The organism is uncultured Nitratireductor sp., assembly GCF_913053745.1.
In the GTDB taxonomy this organism is placed as follows: Bacteria; Pseudomonadota; Alphaproteobacteria; order Rhizobiales; family Rhizobiaceae; genus Nitratireductor.
In genome coordinates, this window is the sequence record NZ_CAJXGF010000032.1 from 1 (window position 1) to 18911 (window position 18911).

General features: G+C 61.1%; 24 protein-coding genes. 10 read left to right on the forward strand and 14 right to left on the reverse strand.

Features of this window, described 5'->3' with window-relative positions:
- Nucleotides 1–946, forward strand: a 946-nt coding sequence (locus QZ638_RS07405; RefSeq protein ID WP_295808466.1) for a TRAP transporter large permease subunit, incomplete at its 5' end; no start/stop codon positions are given.
- A 559-nt stretch (nucleotides 947–1505) separates the two neighbouring features.
- A complete protein-coding gene (locus QZ638_RS07410) occupies nucleotides 1506–3290 on the forward strand; it encodes a hypothetical protein (RefSeq protein ID WP_295808468.1) in 1785 nt (594 codons plus the stop codon).
- A 199-nt stretch (nucleotides 3291–3489) separates the two neighbouring features.
- Here the strand turns inward: QZ638_RS07410 and QZ638_RS07415 are convergent, their stop codons facing one another.
- A complete protein-coding gene (locus QZ638_RS07415) occupies nucleotides 3490–4158 on the reverse strand; it encodes a deaminase (protein ID WP_366936213.1) in 669 nt (222 codons plus the stop codon).
- Between QZ638_RS07415 and QZ638_RS07420 the strand changes: the two genes are divergently transcribed.
- Nucleotides 4055–4876 (forward strand): hypothetical protein, encoded by an 822-nt coding sequence (locus QZ638_RS07420; RefSeq protein WP_295808471.1) that lies wholly within the window; start codon nucleotides 4055–4057, stop codon nucleotides 4874–4876. The genes QZ638_RS07415 and QZ638_RS07420 overlap by 104 nt on opposite strands.
- Nucleotides 4877–4919: 43 nt before the next feature.
- Nucleotides 4920–5678, forward strand: coding sequence for an abortive infection family protein (locus QZ638_RS07425; protein WP_295808473.1), 759 nt, complete (start codon nucleotides 4920–4922; stop codon nucleotides 5676–5678).
- A 35-nt stretch (nucleotides 5679–5713) separates the two neighbouring features.
- Here QZ638_RS07425 and QZ638_RS07430 read toward each other — a convergent pair whose 3' ends face one another.
- Genes QZ638_RS07430 through QZ638_RS07445 form a run of 4 tightly spaced genes read right to left on the reverse strand, consistent with a single transcriptional unit; the run spans nucleotide 5714 to nucleotide 9147 of the window.
- The gene (locus tag QZ638_RS07430; RefSeq protein WP_295808474.1) at nucleotides 5714–6193 is read right to left on the reverse strand and encodes a hypothetical protein; all 480 of its coding nucleotides are present in this window, start codon (nucleotides 6191–6193) and stop codon (nucleotides 5714–5716) included.
- Nucleotides 6193–8217 carry a MobA/MobL family protein gene (locus QZ638_RS07435; protein WP_295808476.1) on the reverse strand — a complete coding sequence of 675 codons (2025 nt, stop codon included), beginning with the start codon at nucleotides 8215–8217 and terminating at the stop codon, nucleotides 6193–6195. The genes QZ638_RS07430 and QZ638_RS07435 overlap by 1 nt, the downstream gene beginning before the upstream one ends.
- Nucleotides 8214–8741 (reverse strand): hypothetical protein, encoded by a 528-nt coding sequence (locus QZ638_RS07440; protein ID WP_295808478.1) that lies wholly within the window; start codon nucleotides 8739–8741, stop codon nucleotides 8214–8216. The genes QZ638_RS07435 and QZ638_RS07440 overlap by 4 nt, the downstream gene beginning before the upstream one ends.
- A gap of 13 nt (nucleotides 8742–8754) precedes the next feature.
- Nucleotides 8755–9147 (reverse strand): hypothetical protein, encoded by a 393-nt coding sequence (locus tag QZ638_RS07445; protein WP_295808479.1) that lies wholly within the window; start codon nucleotides 9145–9147, stop codon nucleotides 8755–8757.
- Nucleotides 9148–9434: 287 nt separating this feature from the next.
- Here QZ638_RS07445 and QZ638_RS07450 point away from each other — a divergent pair, with 287 nt between their 5' ends.
- The 5 genes from QZ638_RS07450 (at nucleotide 9435) to QZ638_RS07470 (ending at nucleotide 14534) form a co-directional block, all read left to right on the forward strand.
- Nucleotides 9435–9758, forward strand: a complete 324-nt coding sequence (locus tag QZ638_RS07450; RefSeq protein WP_295808482.1) for a hypothetical protein — start codon at nucleotides 9435–9437, stop codon at nucleotides 9756–9758.
- A 5-nt stretch (nucleotides 9759–9763) separates the two neighbouring features.
- Nucleotides 9764–11794 (forward strand): DotA/TraY family protein, encoded by a 2031-nt coding sequence (locus tag QZ638_RS07455; RefSeq protein ID WP_295808484.1) that lies wholly within the window; start codon nucleotides 9764–9766, stop codon nucleotides 11792–11794.
- Entirely contained in the window at nucleotides 11791–12288 is a 498-nt protein-coding gene (locus QZ638_RS07460; RefSeq protein ID WP_295808486.1) for a hypothetical protein, read from the forward strand. The genes QZ638_RS07455 and QZ638_RS07460 overlap by 4 nt, the downstream gene beginning before the upstream one ends.
- A 378-nt stretch (nucleotides 12289–12666) precedes the next feature.
- Nucleotides 12667–13044: a hypothetical protein gene (locus tag QZ638_RS07465; protein WP_295808488.1), complete on the forward strand. Its 378-nt coding sequence runs from the start codon at nucleotides 12667–12669 to the stop codon at nucleotides 13042–13044.
- A 17-nt stretch (nucleotides 13045–13061) separates the two neighbouring features.
- Nucleotides 13062–14534, forward strand: coding sequence for a hypothetical protein (locus tag QZ638_RS07470; protein WP_295808489.1), 1473 nt, complete (start codon nucleotides 13062–13064; stop codon nucleotides 14532–14534).
- Between the two features lie 150 nt (nucleotides 14535–14684).
- Here QZ638_RS07470 and QZ638_RS07475 read toward each other — a convergent pair whose 3' ends face one another.
- The 8 genes from QZ638_RS07475 to QZ638_RS07510 all read right to left on the reverse strand — a co-directional run bounded on the left by QZ638_RS07475 (nucleotide 14685) and on the right by QZ638_RS07510 (nucleotide 17526).
- Complete coding sequence (locus QZ638_RS07475; protein WP_295808491.1) at nucleotides 14685–14894, reverse strand: hypothetical protein; 210 nt, start codon at nucleotides 14892–14894, stop codon at nucleotides 14685–14687.
- 1 nt (nucleotide 14895) lies between these two features.
- Nucleotides 14896–15150 (reverse strand): hypothetical protein, encoded by a 255-nt coding sequence (locus tag QZ638_RS07480; protein ID WP_295808493.1) that lies wholly within the window; start codon nucleotides 15148–15150, stop codon nucleotides 14896–14898.
- 136 nt (nucleotides 15151–15286) lie between these two features.
- Nucleotides 15287–15913: a helix-turn-helix transcriptional regulator gene (locus QZ638_RS07485; protein ID WP_295808495.1), complete on the reverse strand. Its 627-nt coding sequence runs from the start codon at nucleotides 15911–15913 to the stop codon at nucleotides 15287–15289.
- On the reverse strand, nucleotides 15913–16170 hold the full coding sequence (locus QZ638_RS07490; protein ID WP_295808497.1) for a hypothetical protein: 258 nt from the start codon (nucleotides 16168–16170) through the stop codon (nucleotides 15913–15915). Before QZ638_RS07490 ends, QZ638_RS07485 begins: the two co-directional genes overlap by 1 nt.
- A 37-nt stretch (nucleotides 16171–16207) precedes the next feature.
- Entirely contained in the window at nucleotides 16208–16411 is a 204-nt protein-coding gene (locus QZ638_RS07495) for a hypothetical protein (RefSeq protein WP_295808499.1), read from the reverse strand.
- A 99-nt stretch (nucleotides 16412–16510) separates the two neighbouring features.
- Complete coding sequence (locus QZ638_RS07500; RefSeq protein WP_295808500.1) at nucleotides 16511–16762, reverse strand: hypothetical protein; 252 nt, start codon at nucleotides 16760–16762, stop codon at nucleotides 16511–16513.
- Nucleotides 16763–16861: 99 nt separating this feature from the next.
- Nucleotides 16862–17212, reverse strand: coding sequence for a hypothetical protein (locus QZ638_RS07505; RefSeq protein ID WP_295808502.1), 351 nt, complete (start codon nucleotides 17210–17212; stop codon nucleotides 16862–16864).
- Nucleotides 17213–17346: 134 nt separating this feature from the next.
- The gene (locus QZ638_RS07510) at nucleotides 17347–17526 is read right to left on the reverse strand and encodes a hypothetical protein (protein ID WP_295808504.1); all 180 of its coding nucleotides are present in this window, start codon (nucleotides 17524–17526) and stop codon (nucleotides 17347–17349) included.
- 15 nt (nucleotides 17527–17541) lie between these two features.
- Between QZ638_RS07510 and QZ638_RS07515 the strand changes: the two genes are divergently transcribed.
- On the forward strand, nucleotides 17542–17901 hold the full coding sequence (locus QZ638_RS07515) for a hypothetical protein (RefSeq protein WP_295808505.1): 360 nt from the start codon (nucleotides 17542–17544) through the stop codon (nucleotides 17899–17901).
- 558 nt (nucleotides 17902–18459) lie between these two features.
- Here the strand turns inward: QZ638_RS07515 and QZ638_RS07520 are convergent.
- Nucleotides 18460–18909 carry a very short patch repair endonuclease gene (locus QZ638_RS07520; protein WP_295808507.1) on the reverse strand — a complete coding sequence of 150 codons (450 nt, stop codon included), beginning with the start codon at nucleotides 18907–18909 and terminating at the stop codon, nucleotides 18460–18462.
- Nucleotides 18910–18911 lie beyond the last annotated feature (2 nt).

Genomic DNA, 18911 nt, shown 5'->3' on the forward strand with positions numbered 1-18911 from the left:
GGTTGACCTCGCTGCCCAGAAGGCGAGCATGAAGGGCCTGCCGCGCGATCAGCTGCCCAAGCTCGGTACGCTCATCCGTCAGATCTATCTGTTCACCCCCATTATCGTACTGATCTATGCGCTGTTTGCCGGGTATTCGGTCATACGCTGCGGAACGCTCGCCATGATGACGGCCGCTGTCGTTTCATGGCTGACACCCCATCGCATGGGCCCGCGCCGCCTCTTTCACGCACTGGATATCGGCGCCCGCATGGTCCTTCAGTTGGTGGCCGTCTGCGCCACGGCAGGCATCATCGTTGGCGTGATCGCGCTTACAGGCATTGGCTCCCGCTTCTCCACGGTGCTGCTTGCCCTTGCCGACCAGAGCCAGTTTCTAGCGCTCTTCTTCGCCATGGTCGTCTCCATCGTACTGGGGATGGGCATGCCAACCACGGCGGCCTATGCGGTCGCGGCCAGTGTCATAGCGCCCGGCGTGGTCAATCTGGGCGTGGAGCCGCTGGTCGCACATCTCTTCATCTTCTACTTCGCCGTGATGTCGGCCATCACACCGCCGGTCGCACTGGCCGCCTATGCGGGCTCGGCGCTCGCCGGCTCCGATCCGGTCAGGACCAGTGTGGAGAGCTTCCGCATCGGCCTTGCCGCCTTTGTTGTCCCCTACATGTTCTTCTTCTCACCGGCCATGCTTTTGGATGGAAGTTGGTTCGAGATCGCGCATGTGGCCGTCACCGCAATCGTCGGCGTGTATCTCTTGTCGTGTTCTGTACAGGGCTGGTTTCTCGGTCGCGCCGGCCCGGCAGTTCGCATCGGGCTTGCGGCAGCAGGCCTTACAATGATCGCCGGCGGATGGCTGACCGATGCAATCGGGCTTGGTCTGACGGTTCTACTTTATGTCATTCAAAAGAAGACGGTAGGTGCCGCCAACACGGTGGAGGGGGCACAGCGGTAGCGATCGGCAGCAGAAGGGGTGCGACAGAGCCGTTCCGGGCCATCTTTGGAGCCACTGCTCGCTCGCCCGCCAAACATCGGTTTCAGCGCATCTTCGCCAGCAAGCCGCAGAAAATCGAGACGTTTGCCGTACTCCTGCGCGACAGGCTCAACAATGGCTTGCTTCAGCTGAGGCAGGCCTATCCCGGTTGGCCATGACGGAGTTCACAGTGAACGGCAAGGAGATCCGCATCAAATTCTCACGAAGAGCGCTGGCAAATCCGGCTTCGCAAGGTCTGGCGAAAACCAACCCCAGATACTCTCTTTTGTCCGAGAATGGCGCGCCCGAAAGGATTCGAACCTCTGACCCCCAGATTCGTAGCCCTTTTAAGGAGAAATCCAGCCGATTTCGACATGGTCGTGCGATTTTGTCAATGCACTGAAAACAAAGCGAATTTGCAAGGACTCTCGGTGCGAACCTTAATCGGACGTTAACGCTCCCGGCTGCGATTCTCAGGAATTACTTGGTTCAAACTTGGTTCAAGGCTATACGGCGGCAGGCGATTCACAAGGGGGCAGCCATGCCGACGAGACGGGTAGAACTGAACGGCGACCATCTGAAGGAAGCACGGCAGGCAGCGGCCGACCGGGTATACCCGGCCTCCAGTCCGCTGTTCCTGGCGGACATGAATGAAAAGGGGCTGCTGCTGCGCGTGCGCGGCGGCAAAGCCGACTGGATTCTGAAACATGGCGGCAAGACCCGGACCCTCGGAACGCTCGGACCGGAACGGGGCGACCTCAAGCCGGGTGAAATCCGCGTCATTAAGGATGCACGGGAACTGGCACGGAAGACCCGGGCAATGCTCAAAGACGGGACAGACCCGAAGGCCTTCCTGACGGGAACGGCGGCAGGAAAGAGCGAAGAGGATGCAGCGGCCGCAGCGGAACGAGAGGCAGCCGTCGCGGCTGGAAAATGGACATGGGAAGTCCTCGTTGAGAAGTACGCAGACGGCTACCTGTCCGAACCGCGAATGACGACGCGGGGCATCTTGAAACAGCCATCGGCCCACACCGCGAAGGAAGCCCGCCGATACCTGACGATGGATGAGACAAAGCCCCTTTCAGGCAGGCTGCTTTCTGAACTACGCCCCGGCGATCTGGAAGACGTGCGGGACGAATGCGCGAATGCCGGGAGGAAGACGGCTAGCCGCCAGTTCGTTGCCTACAGCAAGGGAGCTCTCTCATTCGCCCGCAAAAAGCACTCCCGTGCGGCGGGACTGGAAGGCTCACCGAAATGGTGGCTGGAGGTCGAGAAGCTGGACAGCACGATTCCAGCGCCGCGGGACAGGCACCCATCGCTAGAAGAGCTTGCCCGCATCCTCTATGTCGCCGAGAAATTCCGGACGATCCCAGGAAGGAAGAATTTCAAGGCGACATCGGAGACGGTGCTGGCGGGTCTCTGGTTTCTCGCCCTCACGGCGCAGCGGGTGACGGCTGGCCTGTCGCTCCGGGAGGCGCATGTCCTCCCATGGCCCGATGGTCCTGACGGCTGGGAAGTCGTCTATTTCCCGCCCGAAATGATGAAGGGCAAAAGGCCACATGCGATTCCTGTCCCGTCCCGTGTCACGCTCTTGTTTGAACGAGCCGAAAGAGAGGGGCAGAACTCGGCATTCGTGTTCCCAGCAACACGGGCGACCGGGGAGGAAGACGCACCGTTGTCGCGCTGGTCTGTGGCTACCCTCATCGATCGGCTGCGCGGGCGGCCGGCGGACACAACGGCACACACAGAGGCGCGGAAGAAGGCGGAGGAGAATGGGGAAACGATTGATGAACTCCCCGACCTGCTGGAAGGCCTGCCGGACTTCTCTCCCCACGATTTCCGCAGGACGTTCGCGACAGTCTGCGAAGACCTGACGGTTCGAGGAGACGCCATCTCGGCTGTGCTGGACCATGTGGACATTTCGTCTGGACAGGAGCCGATCCGGACGGCTGACATTACGAGGCTGGCGTATGCCTACAGCCAGCGTCTCAGCCTCAAGCAGATCGCCATTGAGGCGTGGACGAATGCGGTTTTCGAGGCTGTGGAAGCGGAGTGGGCGAAGCATCGCGCGGCGCACTCAGCAGGCCGTCGCACCTTGCCTCCACGCCCGTCCGAACTGAAAGGAAAACCCGTCATTTCAGCAAGTGAACCATGGTACCTGACGTACGAACGATGGCAGCGCACGAAGCGCTTGGCGCAACCGCCGCGCAGACTGCTGGGCGGCATCGGCCGGACGAAGACAGTCTCGGAAACGGCGGAAGATGCTGAATGGCTGGAAGCGAAGGCGCGGGAAGAAGCGCAGCCCCTCGCGGATGACGCGGAATAGCCGGAGAGGAGGAGCATGGGTTGGCGGGCAGAGAAAGCATACCGGGAAGCGCAGCGGAGCGATTTCCTTGGATGGCGCTTACCTTAGCTGGCGGGAGTGTTGGGTGTGGCAATGGGATAGACACTGCCACTTCTCGCAGGGGCAGCCACAGTGGCTGCCGGATTTCTGCTACCGTTTCTGCTGCCTAGCTGTGGCTCAGCTAGGCCTTTTTAATGCCCCGCACATCTTGGCCGGACGTGAGGTCGTCGTTCGACTCTACGTCCACACGAACCCCCGCCTGATCCAAAATCTTGTGCGCGTACCGATAGTGATCAAGCCATTTCTTGTCGCGGTCAGGGTCATCGCTCAAGCCTGGAACAACTAGGCGAGAGATTCCAGCGGCAACGATCGCGCGCGCGCAATCGGCACATGGAAAGAGCGTCCCGTACATCGTGGCACCCTTCAGTAACTGGAGTTTGTCGCGAGCGGCATTGATGGCATTCCGCTCGGCATGCTCAAGCATGAAATACTTCCACTCCGGGTCGCTCGCGATCGCCCTGTGACTATCCGAAGCGGATAAGCCTAGTTGCGGCGGAGGAGCATTTGTTCCAGTCGATATGGCGTGCCCATCTCCGTCTACGATAACTACGCCAACCTTCCGATGAGGGTCGTGGCTGTCTTCCTTCACCTCCTCGCACCACAAGAGAAAACGCCGATCGGAATTCGAAATTGCCATAGAAGCCCCAGCAAGATACCAAAACAAACGGGAAACATAGGGGGGAATTATGACACTACTAGCAGCGGATGCTCTTGACCCTAAGAGATTTTTCAAGGACGGCAGCAACCCGGTGGTCCAAGGATCGAGCTTCGACCTTACGGTTGGCTGCATATTTGACCATGAAGGAAAGAAGGTTTCCGGGCCTTTCACACTGAAACCTGGCCACATGGTTCAGGTGGCATCGGCCGAAGTCTTCAGCCTGCCAACGGATGTGACGGGGCACGTTACATATAAGACATCGCTTACCAGCCGAGGCATCTGGGCTCTGACGGTGGGAATCGTGGATCCCGGTTGGGACGGCCCAATAGCGACGACGCTGCTCAACTATAGCAGGGTCGATCACCCAATTTCCGAAGGTGATTCATTTCTGCGCGTTAGCTTCTTCCAGCACGATTCCGTTGACGACAGGAAGCTAAGAAAGGTTCCTCAGCCGACCCCCTATCTAAAGAAATTACAGGCAGCGGCCGCGACGATTTTTCCTCAGACGTTCCTAGACAGCTCTCGAATTGCAGAGCAAGCAGGTGAAACGGCTGTGAGGCGCATGCAGAATCGCGGCCTGATATGGGTCACTGGTATAGCGTTTCTGTTTGCGATAATTCAGTTGGTCACCGCCTACCTTTCACCGTCCGTCATACTTGATGAGCGAGTCGCCAAGAGCGAGTTTGAGGTGTTGCAAGCGGAACTGATGTCGCTGAAATCGCGTCTTGGTGAGTTGGAGCGCGGCAATGAGGCGACAGCAGAGTCAAATATGCCCCCTCAGCCTTCCGAACAAAGGCAACCGACATCTCCATCACCTGCAACATCAGGAGAAGGCGACACGCCCAAATGAGACGGAACGCCCCAATTGAGTTCTGACAGTGTGACGATCATCGATGGTTTATGAAGATGAACTTCCTGCTTCGCTAGTCGAGCGAGCCACAATGATGGAAAGCATTCTGACCGCCGCTGCGACGGATGGGTCGCCAGACAACCAAATATACGAGCATTTGCGCCGAGAGTTCATGCTCAATGATGAGTTGAAAGACCTCCTTCCGGCATTCGTACGAACTCATCGAAATCTTCAATCCTTTCGGTCCTGGACGCAGAAGCAATCAAACCATTGGCAGCCACGTCGCAACATCATTGCGGCAGGCTTTACACCCCTTATAGACTATCTGGAGGGAAAGGGCCGAGCACCCAGCGATTCCGCCGTTTCGGACACACTGGAGACCTTCGACGCAGATGGGGTGCACGCCGTCTGGACAAAAGCCCTTACTCGTCGCTCGTCCGATCCAGAAGGTGCCATAACGGTCGCCAGAACACTGCTGGAAACGGTGTGCAAGCGCATTCTGGATGATCTTGGGACGGCCTACACCGACAAAGAAGATTTGCCCAAACTGTACGCCATGGCGGCGCAGGCTTTGAACCTGGCGCCCAGTCAACACTCTCAAGAGCCCATAAAAGCGATACTGGGCGGTGCCATGAACCTAGTCAATGGTATCGGGACGCTCCGCAACCGCCTATCGGACTCCCACGGGCGTGGAGGCAAACCTGTTCGACCATCGGCGCGTCACGCAAGTTTGGCAGTCAATACGGCGGGAGCAGTCGCGACGTTCTTGGTGGAAACCCATCTTGAAAAGAAAGTGCCATAGCGAAGACCGTGTGCAATGGCGTTCAACAGGTAGGGTCAAGTTCTAGGAAGGCTCCGCATGCCTTTGCCCGGTGTCCGGAACTCGTCTGCGAGGGCGCTGGGAAGTTTGACATCCGGGCCAAGGTCTTCCTCCTGACGGACCCGGGAAATGGCCTCCCGGCCGCGACGACGCCATTCGCGGAAGGCCTTCTGGCGGTTGCGGGAGACTTCCTTGAACAGGCGCTGCCAGTCATGGGACTCGGCGGCATGAAGTTCGAAGAAAGCTTGTAGCGCATGGTCTTCGGCGATCCGGGTGTCTAGCCCCAGCCATGGGCACCACGGCAGACCGGGGCGGCGGGCTTGCATGAAGCGTTTTCCGTCGCAGCGGCCGGCCGCCTCGGCGCGGTCTGCGGCTACCCAGCCACCAAGGGCGGGGTCATAGCGTGCGAATTCCGGAGCCATCCGTCCATGTGCGCGGGCGGCGACGTAGCGGCGAAGCGCATGCGCCTCGCCGTCGCTTTCGTGATGTCTCGACATCAGAGCCCAAGCCTTTCCCGCTCGGCTTCCTCGGCGATCCACCGCTGCTCTTCAATGCGAGCGGCGTATTCTGGCTCCTCTGGGTCGTAGGCTTCGGGGCCATAGCTCCAATCGTCAGGCTCATCGCTGCCCAAGTCTCCCGCCCCTTCAAGCGGCGGAAGCGCCTGCTCCGCAAGCTCGTTGTTCGGGTCGAAGTCCTCGGCGTGAGTGGGGATCTGCTCGCGCTTCTTCGCCTCGTCGGCTTCGCGGGCTGCCTTGCCGAAGTTCCGGAACTCCGGAAGGGCCGCGACGACATCGGCCTCGGGTTTGCCGACCAGCCTGCCGCGCTGCTCGTCGTCAAGGTGCAGCGTAATGAAGTCGGCCAAATCGGCATCGTTGGCGCGGAGTTTCGTGACGGCGGCGACGTTGCCTCCGGCGGCTTCGAGAAGGAGCGCCGAGATGGCTTTCCTCCGCTTGATTTCCTCCATTTCGAGGTCTTCGCCACGCATGCGGCGGGCATCGGCCTCGTAGCGTTTGCGGATTTCCTCGGACGGCTCATAGAGCTCGCCCGTGGCTTGGTCGTAGACGGTCACGCCCTGGCGCTGGGCCTCCAGCCATGCGGCGTCCTTGAAGGCCTTGTCGCCGAAGATTTCGACTTCGCCGGCCCATTCGGCAGCGGCTTTTTCGACCATCGCGCGGACGGCGGCATCCGACGCGGCAGGGCCGTGGATGCGGAGCTCGTCACCGACATCCTGAATCTTGCACCTGCCGATCTCGATCCAAACGCCGTCCGTCGCCTCGGTGACCTTGTGATAGCCCCGGGAGCGCCAGCGATCGGCGAGGGATTCCACCTTGTCGGCGGGAAGCTGCGGGACTTCATCGCGCTTGCGGCGCTGGCGCATTCCGCTGCCCTTGCGTTGCATGGATTTGAGCTCTTCCAGGCGTTCGATGTCGTCGGCGTAGTCCGCGTCGTAAATGGCTTGCGCCACCTCGTCAGCGTAGCCTCGCGCGCCGTATGTTTTCAGCGCTCGGTTCCCGTGGTCGAGCTCAACCCAGCCGCCGTCGCGGGTCTGAATTTTCGTGACGCGGGGGCGCGTCATATCGATCATATGCAGCTTGTCCTGGTCGATGCCGTGAGCCTCGGGAATGCGCCGCAGCAAAAGCTTACGCTTGAAATCCTGCTGGTTCTTCGGACGGATGCCCCCACGGGCCTGTCTGCTGGGGTTCTTTGCCATGATTTCCTCCTCGGTCTGGCGTAGTAGGTTTTCCTGAATCCTTGCCGCGCGCATGCTTGAGACAAGGCGGGTGCGGCGGTCGTGTTTTCCCTGGCGGCGCATCTTCTTGATGCGCTGCTCGCCCATGTCTGGCTCGGCCACTCGGTCGATACCAAGGTCGGCCCATGACTTATGGGTGCAGCGCCGGGAAGAGCCAGCACGCCCAAGGAAACTGTTGGCGATGTTGGCGAGGCGTTCGCGCTCGGCCTTCAAAGCATCGCCGCGCTTGCCACCACCGTGACGACCGCCGGACTCGAAAATCTGGGTGAGCGCGTCGTTCTTCTTCGCGGCGAATCCATGCGGACGGGACGCGTCCAAGGCGCGCGTCGTCATCATGATGTGCAGGTGCGGGTTCGGATTCTTGTCGGCAGCGGTCGGCGAGTGAATGGCAACGTCCACGACGGCTCCGGCCTCGACGTAACGGGCACAGATCTCCTCGGCAAAGGCATGCCATTGGTCTTCGGGAATGTCGCGCGGGATGCTGATCTCAACCTCGCGACCAACAACGCCATTGGCGCGCTCGACGGCCTCGCAAGCGTTCCACAGGGACTCGCGGTCGCGGGCCCAGCCCGGAGCGTCGGCGGGTGTCAGGATGAATGCGTCAACGCAATGCTTTTTAGTGTAATCGAACGTCTCGCCGATGCGCTCATCCGTGAGCCGGGATGCGCTGCGATAGGCAGCGGCGGCGACGGACGAACGGCCCTTGGAACGCTGAAAGACCTTCGCGTCCATGTGGTAGAGAGCGACATCGGGCGGGAGGGAGCTGGTCAATGCAGCCCCCCGGGATTCAGCGATGGGGAGAAGCCCGGGCCAAAAATCTCGTCGCGATCGCGCGGCAGCGGTTGCACGGAAGACCAGACCTCCAGCGCGCGCGGTGAGAAGCGAGGAACGGGCGAAAATCCGCCACCAGGAAAGATGATCTGGTGACCGTCGTCGCGGAGGAATTGCGCGGCCTGGACGAAACAGAAATCGCGGTGACTCCAGCAGTCCATTCTTGAGCGATCGAATCCGCCGCTGGGCGGTGCATCGCCGAAAATGGCGGCGTCGCGCCACTGATGCCATTGCCCAGGACGACACCAGACGACGGTGTGGCAGCGGCCGGATTCGCGGTAGGAAAGGAAGATTCCAGGCTCCTGCCGAGGCAGGCCGCCGCACGCGTGCAGTTCCTCGTCGCTCCACAGCCATTCTGGGCGCAGAACGGTGACGCTGGACTCGTAGCAGCATGGTCTGAAATTCGGGTCGCGACGGAAGCGTGGGCGCTTGGGGTCCAGATACGGAAGCGTGAGTTCGGTCATCGTACACGGTCCCTCAGTCCAGCCAGCAAGGGCGACATTTCTTCAGCCAGTACGCTGCGATCAGGCGAAGGATTTCCTCCCGGTCGTCGTCCGGTTCGTCGTGTGAGCGGCAGGCAGCAACGTAGGCCGCGCTGGCGCGTTCGAAACGGGCGAGCGCGGAGGGGGTGAGGCCCATGAAGGGCGCACAGTCATCCAAGCGGGATGTCGAGAAGGGATCCTCTTCGATGGCGCTCAGCAGGAGGTCATGCGCGACGGCATCGGAAGGCTCGCCGGGCAGGTCGTCCCATTCGTCTATAGGGTCGATGTCAGCGAAGCGGCCATCGGCAGAGGGGCCGACGGCGAATATGTCATCGATGTCGCCGTCAAACTTGCGCCGCGCGGCTTTCGTTCTTTTTGCGCAGGTCATTTGTAGTCCTCCTGTTCTAGTCCTCTCGCCCAGCGGGGCGCGCTGCGAACGTCAGTTCGCTTAGGCGCGCCCTTCACGGCAGGGGGCCGTTATGGCCTCCCTTCACGCAATGTTTGTGGGCTCTCTTGAGATCTTCAAGGTCTCGGCAAAACATTGAATCGACGTCGTTTTTCGTGGGCGGCGGTTTCGCCCGCAGGGCCTGACGGCATCAACAGAATTGGTGTCGAGATCTTTCGGGTGAGGGTTTCAGAAATCCGCCGGCGGCGGTGAAAACAGGGAGAAATCGAGTGGTCAATCTGTCGAAAATTCGGGAACGCGAACAGGTCCTGCTCCAGCGCAAAGCGAAAGCGGAATCGGAACTGGCACGCCTTCACAAGAAACAGAAAGAGGCGGCGAGGCGCGACGACACGAGACGGAAAATCGTCCTCGGGGGCGCCTTGCTGAAGGCCATGGACGAGGGAGTTCTGTCGTCAGAAATCGGGCGGAAACTGGTTGCCCGGTTCGTGAGCGAGCGGGATCAGAAATTGTTCGAGGGGTCAGCGCTGGCAGCATCGGCGGCGAGTGCGGAAAGGGCGGCTTCGTATCCGCCAGGTGACGGTGGCGGGGAGTGAGAGGGATGACCTTTTTCGATCTCCTGAGAGAACCTGCGGCGACTGATGTTCTGTGGCAATGGGTCAATACCATCCTGCCAGAAAGCATGGACGGCCCCTACGGGCAGGCGCTCGCGATGTTCACCGCAGCACTGGTGCTTGTCGGGTCAATCCTGCTCGGATTCCACATCGTGGCTGGCATTGTCTCGTCGGCATACTCTGGGAAGGTTCTGGGAGATCGTTTTCACCAAATCTATGCACCGCTGCGGGTGGTGCTCGGTTTCGGCATGCTGATTCCTGTCGCGGGCAGTTTTTCGAGCGTCCATCATGGGCTCCGCGAGATTGTCGCACCGATCGCGATTAATCTCGGCAACGCCCCGATCGTTTCATATGTGCGCAGTGTGGCGGGCGAGGAGCGGAAGCCCATCACGCCGTACCGGACAAGTGGCGCGAGGCTGGCAGTCGATGTCCTGGAGCACGAAATCTGCCTCGCTGTTTACAATGAGCAAGCTGGCCCTTGGGTCAGCAAACATCCGCTGCCGCCCGTTGCCGGAACAGAAAAAGGCTGGGGCATCATCGGAAATCCGGTGATCCTGTGGGACTACGGGCCGAAGTGCGGCAGCTTCTCGTTTGAGAAGATCGCCGGCCGCGAAACCTTCTCAAATTCCCGCATGCTCGCTGTCTCCCGGATGATCGGTGAGATGCGGAGAGAAGCCGCCGCATACGGCGAGTTCTTTTCGGTTCACAATTACGAGATGACAACCGAACAGGCGCAGAATGCCGTTCGCGACGGCGTGCTGCCCCAACTCATAGGAAAGCTGCACGAAATAGGTGGCCAGTTCGATCAGGACGTAATTGCCGCCGCAAGATTCGAGACAAAAGACCTCGCGCGCGATGCCTCTGACAAGATGGTACAGGCCATCGAAAAGGAAGGTCTGATGCGCGCAGGCGACATGTGGCTGTCACTGGCGCAGACCTCCTACCTCTCAACCGTCCTGACGAACGAGCAGCCAAACCGGGTCACGCCGCGAATTGACGATTTGGCGAAGAATGAAGTGACCAAAAGCGCCATCCGTGCCGGGATCGATTCTCTCAAGAATCAAATCGCGGGGGAGACGCAGTGGGCAGGCCTTTCCGGCAACGATCTGGCCGCCGCTGGCGACGAAGCGAGCAATGTAGTCAGTCGCATAGTCGCCCCGATGACGCGCGGTTTTCTCGAAGGCATGAGGAGCACGGAGCCGACCGACAACGCAATGTCGGACATCGTGAACACCGGGCAGTGGCTCAAATTCTCGGCGAAATCTGCTGTCACCGCTGGCATCCTCATCAATGCCGCCACGGACAACCTCATCGGCAAATCTCTCGGCGCGGGCGGTGCAGCCGCCTACGCTTTGGAGTGGGCCGGATGGGGCATCATACTCTCATACATCCTGGGTGTGATCCGCGCGGACATCTTCCCGCTGGTGCCCGCTATTCTAGTGCTACTCATGGGCGCGAAATGGATAGGCAGTCTCCTCGAAGCGACCATCGCGACGCCCCTGTGGGCTTTCGTCTGGATCAGAATGGACGGGCAGGACCTCGTTGACCAGAAGCAGCGGGCAGGCGTGACGATGCTCCTGAACTTGTGGCTGCGCCCGGCACTGTCAATGCTGGCACTGATCGCCAGCTACCCGCTTTTCAACGCGGTCTACAGTCACCTAAATCGCACCCTGACCACGGCATACCTCGGGGTCACCGGGGGCGACGTTGCCGCCATCGACAACTACCTGATCCTGCTGGCTATCGAAACTTTCCTGACGTGGACCATAGCCACGAATCTGTTCGGCTACATCGGCTCGATGAGCGACAGAATCTTCCCGTGGATGGGTGAACAGGTGCCAGCCGGACAGGAAGGCAAGGACGTGGCGGCGATGGCGGTGGGAGCAGCGGCGCTGGCAAACCAGCGCCCCGGCCTCCGCCCGACTCCGAAGAAGGAAAAGCCCGATCCCGATGGCGAAAACGGAGGCAGAAAGCACGGCAACAACAGCGGCATGACCGCGAGGAGAAGTGCACAATGAGCAAGCTGAAAACGACTTTCAAAGCGGCCGGATACGTCTCTGGGATCACGCCTACGATTTCGCTGGTGAAGTCTACGGGCGACGCGGTAGGCAGGTCACTCGATCACATCGGCAACGCGTGGGCGACAGCTTGGAAGCTGGCAAGGAAGCCTCCGGCCAAACTCCCGGCGGTGCCCGCAAGCATGACGGCAGAGAACCAATTCTGGACGTACATGCAGCGGTTCGGGAAGGGGCAAGAGCATCTGCCGATTCTCCGCCAGCAGACGCAATCTGCGGCATATATGTCGGCGCTTGGCGCAGTCTGTTTCGTTGGGACGCTTTTACTGTTCCCGCTCGGGTCAGGGCTACTTTTCGACGCTGCCCGGTTGGTCGTGCCCGTGGCTTTGTTCGCGGTAACAGCCAAGCATGCCTACGCCAATTGGCTTTATCGGCGGGAAGCCCACGGAAGTTTCAGGGACTTCATTCACTCCGGGGACTGGATTCCCCGGAGGTAGCGAAGGCTCAGAGGCCGAGAGCCTGAAGGCCGTTCCAAGCGACGATAAGCGCGGTGCCGATGACATTGGCGAAGGTGATAGCACCAAGAAAAACTGCGAACTTCATCTTTGCCTCCTGCGGTTCGTTAAAATCTGCCTCGTTCAGCCTGTCAGAAGCGTTGCTTGCAAGGGGCTGGCGCGGGTGCAGGCGCAGCCGAACCACGGGCCCCTTGCGGGCAAGACGCGCCGGACGGGCATCTTCGGCACGATTTTACGAGCGTACGAGGAAAGAGCCCAGGGAAAGTTCAGCGGGAGCTCAGGTTTCGGAATTCGGGTTTGTTGGATTCAGCCGGCGGGGCGAGAATCTAAGGTGAGCAAACAAACAGGTGGGGGCACCTCATGAAATTCGACAAGGCAATTTCCGACGCGGCACAGGCAGCGGGCATCAAGCTCACGTTCGAGAATGGGTATCATCTCTCATTCATCGATCGTGGCGGCCGGACGCGCGGCTTCTACAAGAGCGCGTTCGGCTGGGTGGAAGCCGAGAAGACCGGGCAAGGCTGGCGTGTGACCGTGCGTAGGGGCTCGGGGCCACTGCTTGAGCGACCTGTGTCCGGCATGTCGCGAGGGGTCAAGCTGGACGAGGCTGCGGCGGGTGCCGCCGATGTCTTCCCGTCCGTCGTTGCCGTCATTCGCGCGACCATGCCTGCCGCTGATGTCCGGAAGCCGAGCCGTCTCGCGCGGTGGTTCGGGCTGTCGGCTGCACAGGCGGCATGACAATGAAGGGGGGTTCCATGTCCAGAAAGATGCTGCTCGCCTTCGTGGCGGGCATCGCCATCGCCGCCGGCGCGGTCTACTCCGGTGGGCAGGCTGCGCGCGCTGCTGATGAAGATTCCCGATTCCTGTTCCGGTATCGCCCAGGAGTGCTGCATGTCGCCGCCGTCGATGACGGGGGCGAACCGGGTGAGCCGGGAGACGGCGGCAGTGAGCCTGGCGATGGCGGCGGTGGAGAGCCCTCAGACCCCGGTGATGGAGGCAGCGAATACCCGCCCGCACTGCCGACAGATATCGAGCTTTCACAGCCTGTTTTGACCCTGCTCGATCATGGCTTCGACGGCTACGCGCACCCTGGCGACATTCTCGCGATGCGCGCCGTCGTGCGGAACGGGAGTCCGTCCCCCGCGAAGGATATGGTGTTTCAGTTCTCCTTCCCGATCGCCGATGAGATTCGCACGATCACATGCGACCTTTCAGGCCTCGCGTCGAACGCATCAAAGCAGTGCTACGAGCACTATTATCTGACGGCTGAAGATATAGCCGCGCTTGGAGAGCCAGACTCGATTGTAGAGTACAAGGCATCGGCATCGCTCGTCGGCATGGGCGGAGAAACCTTCCCCGAAAATGCCTATCGAGTGGAGTCGAACCGGATCTCGTTTATGCTGCCCGGGCTGGTGACGGCGGAGAATGTCGTCGTGTCGTCGCCGACCCTTTCCTTGCTCGACGCGAACGACGACGGGAACGGCAATGCAGGGGAAACCGTCCGGATGACGTTTACGGCAACGAATGTCGGAAGCGATCCGGCAGACCTCGGGTTTGTAACCCGTTTCCCAGCCTCTGCATCCGGAACTCAGGCATGCGACTTCACGGCCGTGGCCGCATCGTCGTCGTCCGGGTGTCAGGTGGATTTCGTTCTGTCGGCAGACCTGCTTGAAAGCTTGGGCGAGCCAGGAGACGCCGTATCCGTCGACGCGGTGGCATCGCTAGTTTCCGTCAATGGACTCGTATACGGCGAAGGCGAGTACCCCCTGACATTCGCCCCCGTGACATTCGGTCTGCCGCTGCCAGAACTGGCGGCTTACCTGCGGATGACACTCTCCGGAGGCTGGGAGCTTGAATGCCAGACGGATTGGGATGCCGACTTCGTGTCAGAGCGACAGGATATGTTTTATCGCTACTGGTCGGGTAGCAGACGTGAATTCCAGCCCGTCGCCATGGCATTCAAACCTGGTTTTACCTCGCTTGTGTCCCTGGGCAGCTATTTCCGCATAAACGCGACACCTATGGGTCTCGCCAGGGGCGAGATGGGCATAGGCGCAATCGTGCCACACAAAACCGATCCTCGGCTTCCCGCAATGGCTTTTGACTGGAAAGTGGACGGCAGGGCATGCGGCGAAGCGGCCATCGCCCGCATCGTGACGATGGGCGACATGGAGAGCAGCTACACGATGACGCTCGAAACCGTCGAATACTTCGAGCGGATCGAGTGAGGGACTGCCCCTCATAGGAACCCGGTGGGTGATGTGCCCCCTGTTGCCCCCGGTGTGACGGAAGGGCGGTCCTGGTGGCCGCCCTTGCTTCATGTCCGGAGTTGGGAGAGATCCTAACGAAGATCTTCGTCAGTTTTTTTCGGCGAGGAGTCAGGCGACCTGTCCGCCGACGACGAGGGCTACGGCGAGGAAGACGACGGCGCGGCCGCAGCACATGACAGCGAAAGCAGCATCGTTGGTCCAGTGGTCCGGAGTGTCGAAAACCGGGCGGTCGCGGTATTCCGTGCCGAGTGCCGCGAGAGCGACACCGACAGCAAAAAGGACGGTCCAGGCGGTGGCATCGATCGGTAGCGGAATCATGTCAGCCCAGCCCCTCTTTCTTTGCGATGCTGATTTCAAGGCAACCGTCCACGCGCTCGCACAGGACGGAATCGCCGCATGGACCGCATGCAAACTCCACCATGTCCTCGATCTCCCTCGGCAAATCCTTGGGGAGGATGTCGATTTCTGCGAGCGCAGCCGCACCGTCAAGCACCCGCTGAGGGGTCGGGCATCCGGCGCAACCGGGGGTGATGCCGATGATGTAAATTTGCTCTTTAGCATTCGCATTGCTCATGTCGTCGTCTCCCTTGTTAGCTGGCCCCGGAGGGCATGAAAATTCGGTCTACACCCCGCTGTGGAACCGGATTTTGAAGGCGTAGCATGCCGAGAGACGAGATCCCGGCATACAATTTCGCAACGTCACGGAAAGCCTATGCGGCGTCCTCCCAAGGTTCCGCTTCCGCCGCGCACTGGCGCAGGTGCCAGCGGGCTTCCATCTCGGCTACCTCAGCCTCGATTTCATCGCGTATGGCTGCCTCTTCCAATGTCTGGCGGGCACGGCGGACGAGCTCGGCCCGCATTTTCGCGAGGGTGGTATCCGTAGGCGCGGTCTTCGGCAGGGTCCACCCGGGGTAGAGATTCAAGGTGTTGGCCGACAGGCCGACGACCTTCGCGAGCTCTGTCCGCGACAGGCCCAGCCGTTTCCGGAGTTCCACGTATTCATGGCGGCGGCGGTCGCGGTCGGCGGCTGCGGCTTCGGCATCGTGGCGAGGCACGGGCGGCGGGATGCCTTCGCGATTTCGGCGGACGAGTTCCTGGCGCATGCGCTCCAGAACCCTCGGTGACGGGACGCGGCCGGCAGGCTCGTACGGCATCTGGTTCAACGTCGAGACGGCGAGGCCTGTAAGCTGGGACAGGTCCGCGCGGGACATGCCCAGCGCTGTGCGGAGACGGCGGTACTCGTCTGCGCGGTGCCGGATTTCCTCGACCGTCAGGGATTTGCTACCGCCATGTTTCGGGCGCGGGAGATTGGGATTCCCTTTGTAAGCGTAGGCCATCACGCCACCTCGCTTTCCGTCGCGCGGAAGGCGAGCGGGTCGGCGAGGTAGCGCGCTCGCGCCTTGCCTGCGGGGGAAGCACGGAAGGTTTTCGATGCTTTCACCCATGCCACGTAGGCATCGTCTCGATCCTCCCTGGTCCGCTCAACCCAGTACGGGTCCTCCGCCTCATCAAGCATTCGCTCGGCCAGCTGCAGCGCCTCGCGGGTCTCCTGCAGGCATTGCCATTCCGGCGACCATATCCAAAATTCATTCATTGCAGTTCCCCTTCTTTCTCGGCGCTCTGTGGCCAGGCTAAACAGCCTCCACAGCTTCGCAGATGATGCGGAGCTGATGCCCCAGATCGCGCGCAGTCTTCTCCGTGCGGTTCCGCTCATACCGATATCGGTCATCGTACGGTTTCAGGCGCGCCAGAAGCCGCTCCGGCTCCATGAACGGCTCAAAGCCGTCCCGTTTCACGATGCCGTCTACAAGATCCCAGAAATCGTCTTCATTCATGGTCGTTCTCCTCTCCTGTGTTTCGGGCTTTCGGCCCTCTCCGGAACCCTCCGCGAAGGGTTCGGGGGAAGGCCAGGGCGTAGTGCCCCGGTTCCGTGTTTAAGCTGCCGTTTTCCAGGCGAGATAAGCGACCGGAGCAGACCCGCCCGTGTTCCTATAGGTCCCGCCGAGGAAAGCCGCGCCGCTGGCAAACGCTTCGAAGGGAATCGGGTAAACTTCGATAGTCGCGTGACTGTCCGCGACGGCATCGAAAGCCGCGTTGTCGTCTCCGTCATCGCCGCTGGTGAACCAGCTCTTGCGCTCTGCAATGGCGACGATTTCGGAAGTGCCCCTGGTCACTGCTACAAACATGATCGATGCTCCTATGGTGTTGTCGAGGATGGCCCTCACCTGAACCGTCCGCGCGGGGCGGTTCGGGGGAAGGCCGGGGCGGATGCCCCGGTTCCGTGGTTAGGCTGCGGCGGCTTCCTCGGCCGCATACCTCACTGCGTCTTCTACGTGGTCGAGCGCGATAGAGTCGGGATGTTCACGGGCGAACGCCTCGGCGATCGCGTTCCGCTCGGGATCGGCGTCGAATTCGACTTCGTGGTCGCCGCCGGCGGTCCAGTCCCAGGCGGCGAGGTAGGCTGCGCCGCTGCGGCCGAACTCGATCGACACCGCCTCAGTGCCAAGCTCCTGCGCGGCTTCTGGCCTCAGCCAGATAACCGCCACGGTTGCGTTTTCACCGCTTTCAACGTGCTCGTCGCCGTCGAAAAATTCGACCGCTTCAACCCTCTCGTCGTATGCGCATTCATGTTCCATGTCGTCGCTCCTTGTTTGTGCGGGCGGGATGCCCAACCCCTTCACGGGAAACATCACTGGAGGATTTCGGCCCTCTCCAGAGCTCTCGGCGGAGAGCTCGGGGGAAGGCCGGGACTGTGATCCCGGTTTCCCTATCAGGCGACTGCGGCTTCAGGATTGTCCGCGAAGAAGTCACCGATGTTGAAACCGTCAAGGTTGTCGGTGTCCTCACCGTCCACGCGGAACACGAGAATCCAGTCCTCGTCGTCCGGGCTGCGGCCGCGATTTTCGACGGCCAGATAGCGCTCTGCCTCGGCGCGGGAGCTGCGTTCCACGGGTGGCATGCCGCCGTGGCAATGGGCTTATGGCCTGACGCAGACCTCGATCCGCGAGAACTGGCATGGCTGAACGATGCCGTCGCAGAGTGGAATCAGGGGCGTTGGGCACTGCCAGACGGTAGGCAGCGCGACGCCGAACCGCTCCCTCCCGTTCCGCTCCGCGAGGAACGGGAGTCCGTCTATGGGGTGCGGCGGAACGAGATCCGCGGCGCGGTCGGCGTTGCTCGGCGCTTCACGCTGTCGGGCCGGCGGGCGAAACGGGCGGAGCTTTTCGAGACGGCTGCCGATGCAGGTTTCCTGGAAGGCTTCGAAGCGAAGATTCAGGAGAAACAGGGCGAGACGGGGAAGAAGGTACCCCCGCTTTTCGTGTGACACGAAATACGGAAGTGGGCGCGCCTCCGTCAAGGGCGGAAGATGGGGCCAGCCCCGTCGCGCTTCGCGCGCCTCCCCGGAGTATTTGGCGGAAAGAGGAAGGAGGGGCGCCGCCCATGATTTCCTGCTTGACCCATGCGGCCGACTGGAAGACCATGAGAGCACGGTACAGCCGGGAGCGGCGATGATCGTGAAAGAGGAAGGCCCGCCCGAGTGGCGGGTTTTCTTTTGCCCGCTGGCAGGCATCTGCCCGCCCCCACAAGAGAGCAGCGCATAAAGCGGAGGCATCGGAACGTCCAGCAGAGGCAACATTGCCGGGACGGTGCCGGAGGCCAATTCGCGGCCGTGAGATCGGTTCACCATGGCGACCATAGGAGCGTCAGCATGGCGCCGCGCTAGCGGGACGCGGGACTGATCGCCTCGGACGAAGGGTCCTTTGATAGGAAGGGTGGGCATGCCGAAAACGGCCGATTCAGGCCTGGATCGGTCTTCGCGCAATAATCTGTCGCGCTCAAAGGGGGCATAGAGCGCGATTCTCGGGTCGCCGTGGGTCTTAGGTCACGGGGAATCGGCAGCATTTCCTGCTGCGCCAGGTAGTCCAAGGAATTCCCGTAACCTTCTTACGATGGCTTCTCGATCCTTGATTTCGCCCTCCCACAGCGTCAGCACCCGCCAGCCGGCTGCTTCCAGTGCGGCCACATTGGCGGCATCCCTTTCCTTGTTGCGGGCCAGCTTCGGCCCCCAATATTCGAGCCGGGACTTCGGCGGTACGGCCTCTCGGCATGCCGGGTCAGGATGGCCGTGCCAGAAACAGCCATGCACGAAGATCACGGCACGCCGCCCCGGGAACACGAGGTCAGGCTTCCCTGGGAGGTCTTTCCGATGAAGGCGGAAGCGATATCCAAGGCCATGGGCCATGCGCCGGACGATCAATTCGGGCTTGGTGTTCTTCGAACGAATGCGCGCCATGTTCGCGCTGCGGCGCTCGGGCGAAAGCTTATCGACCATCG

Bases quoted from the DNA above. Each gene is read 5' to 3' on its own strand.
- QZ638_RS07475 (WP_295808491.1), bottom strand. From the start codon at position 14,894: ATGATTCCGCTACCGATCGATGCCACCGCCTGGACCGTCCTTTTTGCT.
- QZ638_RS07410 (WP_295808468.1), top strand. From the start codon at position 1,506: ATGCCGACGAGACGGGTAGAACTGAACGGCGACCATCTGAAGGAAGCA.
- QZ638_RS07520 (WP_295808507.1), bottom strand. From the start codon at position 18,909: ATGGTCGATAAGCTTTCGCCCGAGCGCCGCAGCGCGAACATGGCGCGC.
- QZ638_RS07495 (WP_295808499.1), bottom strand. From the start codon at position 16,411: ATGAATGAAGACGATTTCTGGGATCTTGTAGACGGCATCGTGAAACGG.
- QZ638_RS07425 (WP_295808473.1), top strand. From the start codon at position 4,920: ATGGTTTATGAAGATGAACTTCCTGCTTCGCTAGTCGAGCGAGCCACA.
- QZ638_RS07470 (WP_295808489.1), top strand. From the start codon at position 13,062: ATGTCCAGAAAGATGCTGCTCGCCTTCGTGGCGGGCATCGCCATCGCC.
- QZ638_RS07490 (WP_295808497.1), bottom strand. From the start codon at position 16,170: ATGAATGAATTTTGGATATGGTCGCCGGAATGGCAATGCCTGCAGGAG.
- QZ638_RS07505 (WP_295808502.1), bottom strand. From the start codon at position 17,212: ATGGAACATGAATGCGCATACGACGAGAGGGTTGAAGCGGTCGAATTT.
- QZ638_RS07420 (WP_295808471.1), top strand. From the start codon at position 4,055: ATGACACTACTAGCAGCGGATGCTCTTGACCCTAAGAGATTTTTCAAG.
- QZ638_RS07445 (WP_295808479.1), bottom strand. From the start codon at position 9,147: ATGACCTGCGCAAAAAGAACGAAAGCCGCGCGGCGCAAGTTTGACGGC.
- QZ638_RS07500 (WP_295808500.1), bottom strand. From the start codon at position 16,762: ATGTTTGTAGCAGTGACCAGGGGCACTTCCGAAATCGTCGCCATTGCA.
- QZ638_RS07430 (WP_295808474.1), bottom strand. From the start codon at position 6,193: ATGTCGAGACATCACGAAAGCGACGGCGAGGCGCATGCGCTTCGCCGC.
- QZ638_RS07455 (WP_295808484.1), top strand. From the start codon at position 9,764: ATGACCTTTTTCGATCTCCTGAGAGAACCTGCGGCGACTGATGTTCTG.
- QZ638_RS07480 (WP_295808493.1), bottom strand. From the start codon at position 15,150: ATGAGCAATGCGAATGCTAAAGAGCAAATTTACATCATCGGCATCACC.
- QZ638_RS07465 (WP_295808488.1), top strand. From the start codon at position 12,667: ATGAAATTCGACAAGGCAATTTCCGACGCGGCACAGGCAGCGGGCATC.
- QZ638_RS07485 (WP_295808495.1), bottom strand. From the start codon at position 15,913: ATGGCCTACGCTTACAAAGGGAATCCCAATCTCCCGCGCCCGAAACAT.
- QZ638_RS07415 (WP_366936213.1), bottom strand. From the start codon at position 4,158: ATGCAGCCAACCGTAAGGTCGAAGCTCGATCCTTGGACCACCGGGTTG.
- QZ638_RS07440 (WP_295808478.1), bottom strand. From the start codon at position 8,741: ATGACCGAACTCACGCTTCCGTATCTGGACCCCAAGCGCCCACGCTTC.
- QZ638_RS07460 (WP_295808486.1), top strand. From the start codon at position 11,791: ATGAGCAAGCTGAAAACGACTTTCAAAGCGGCCGGATACGTCTCTGGG.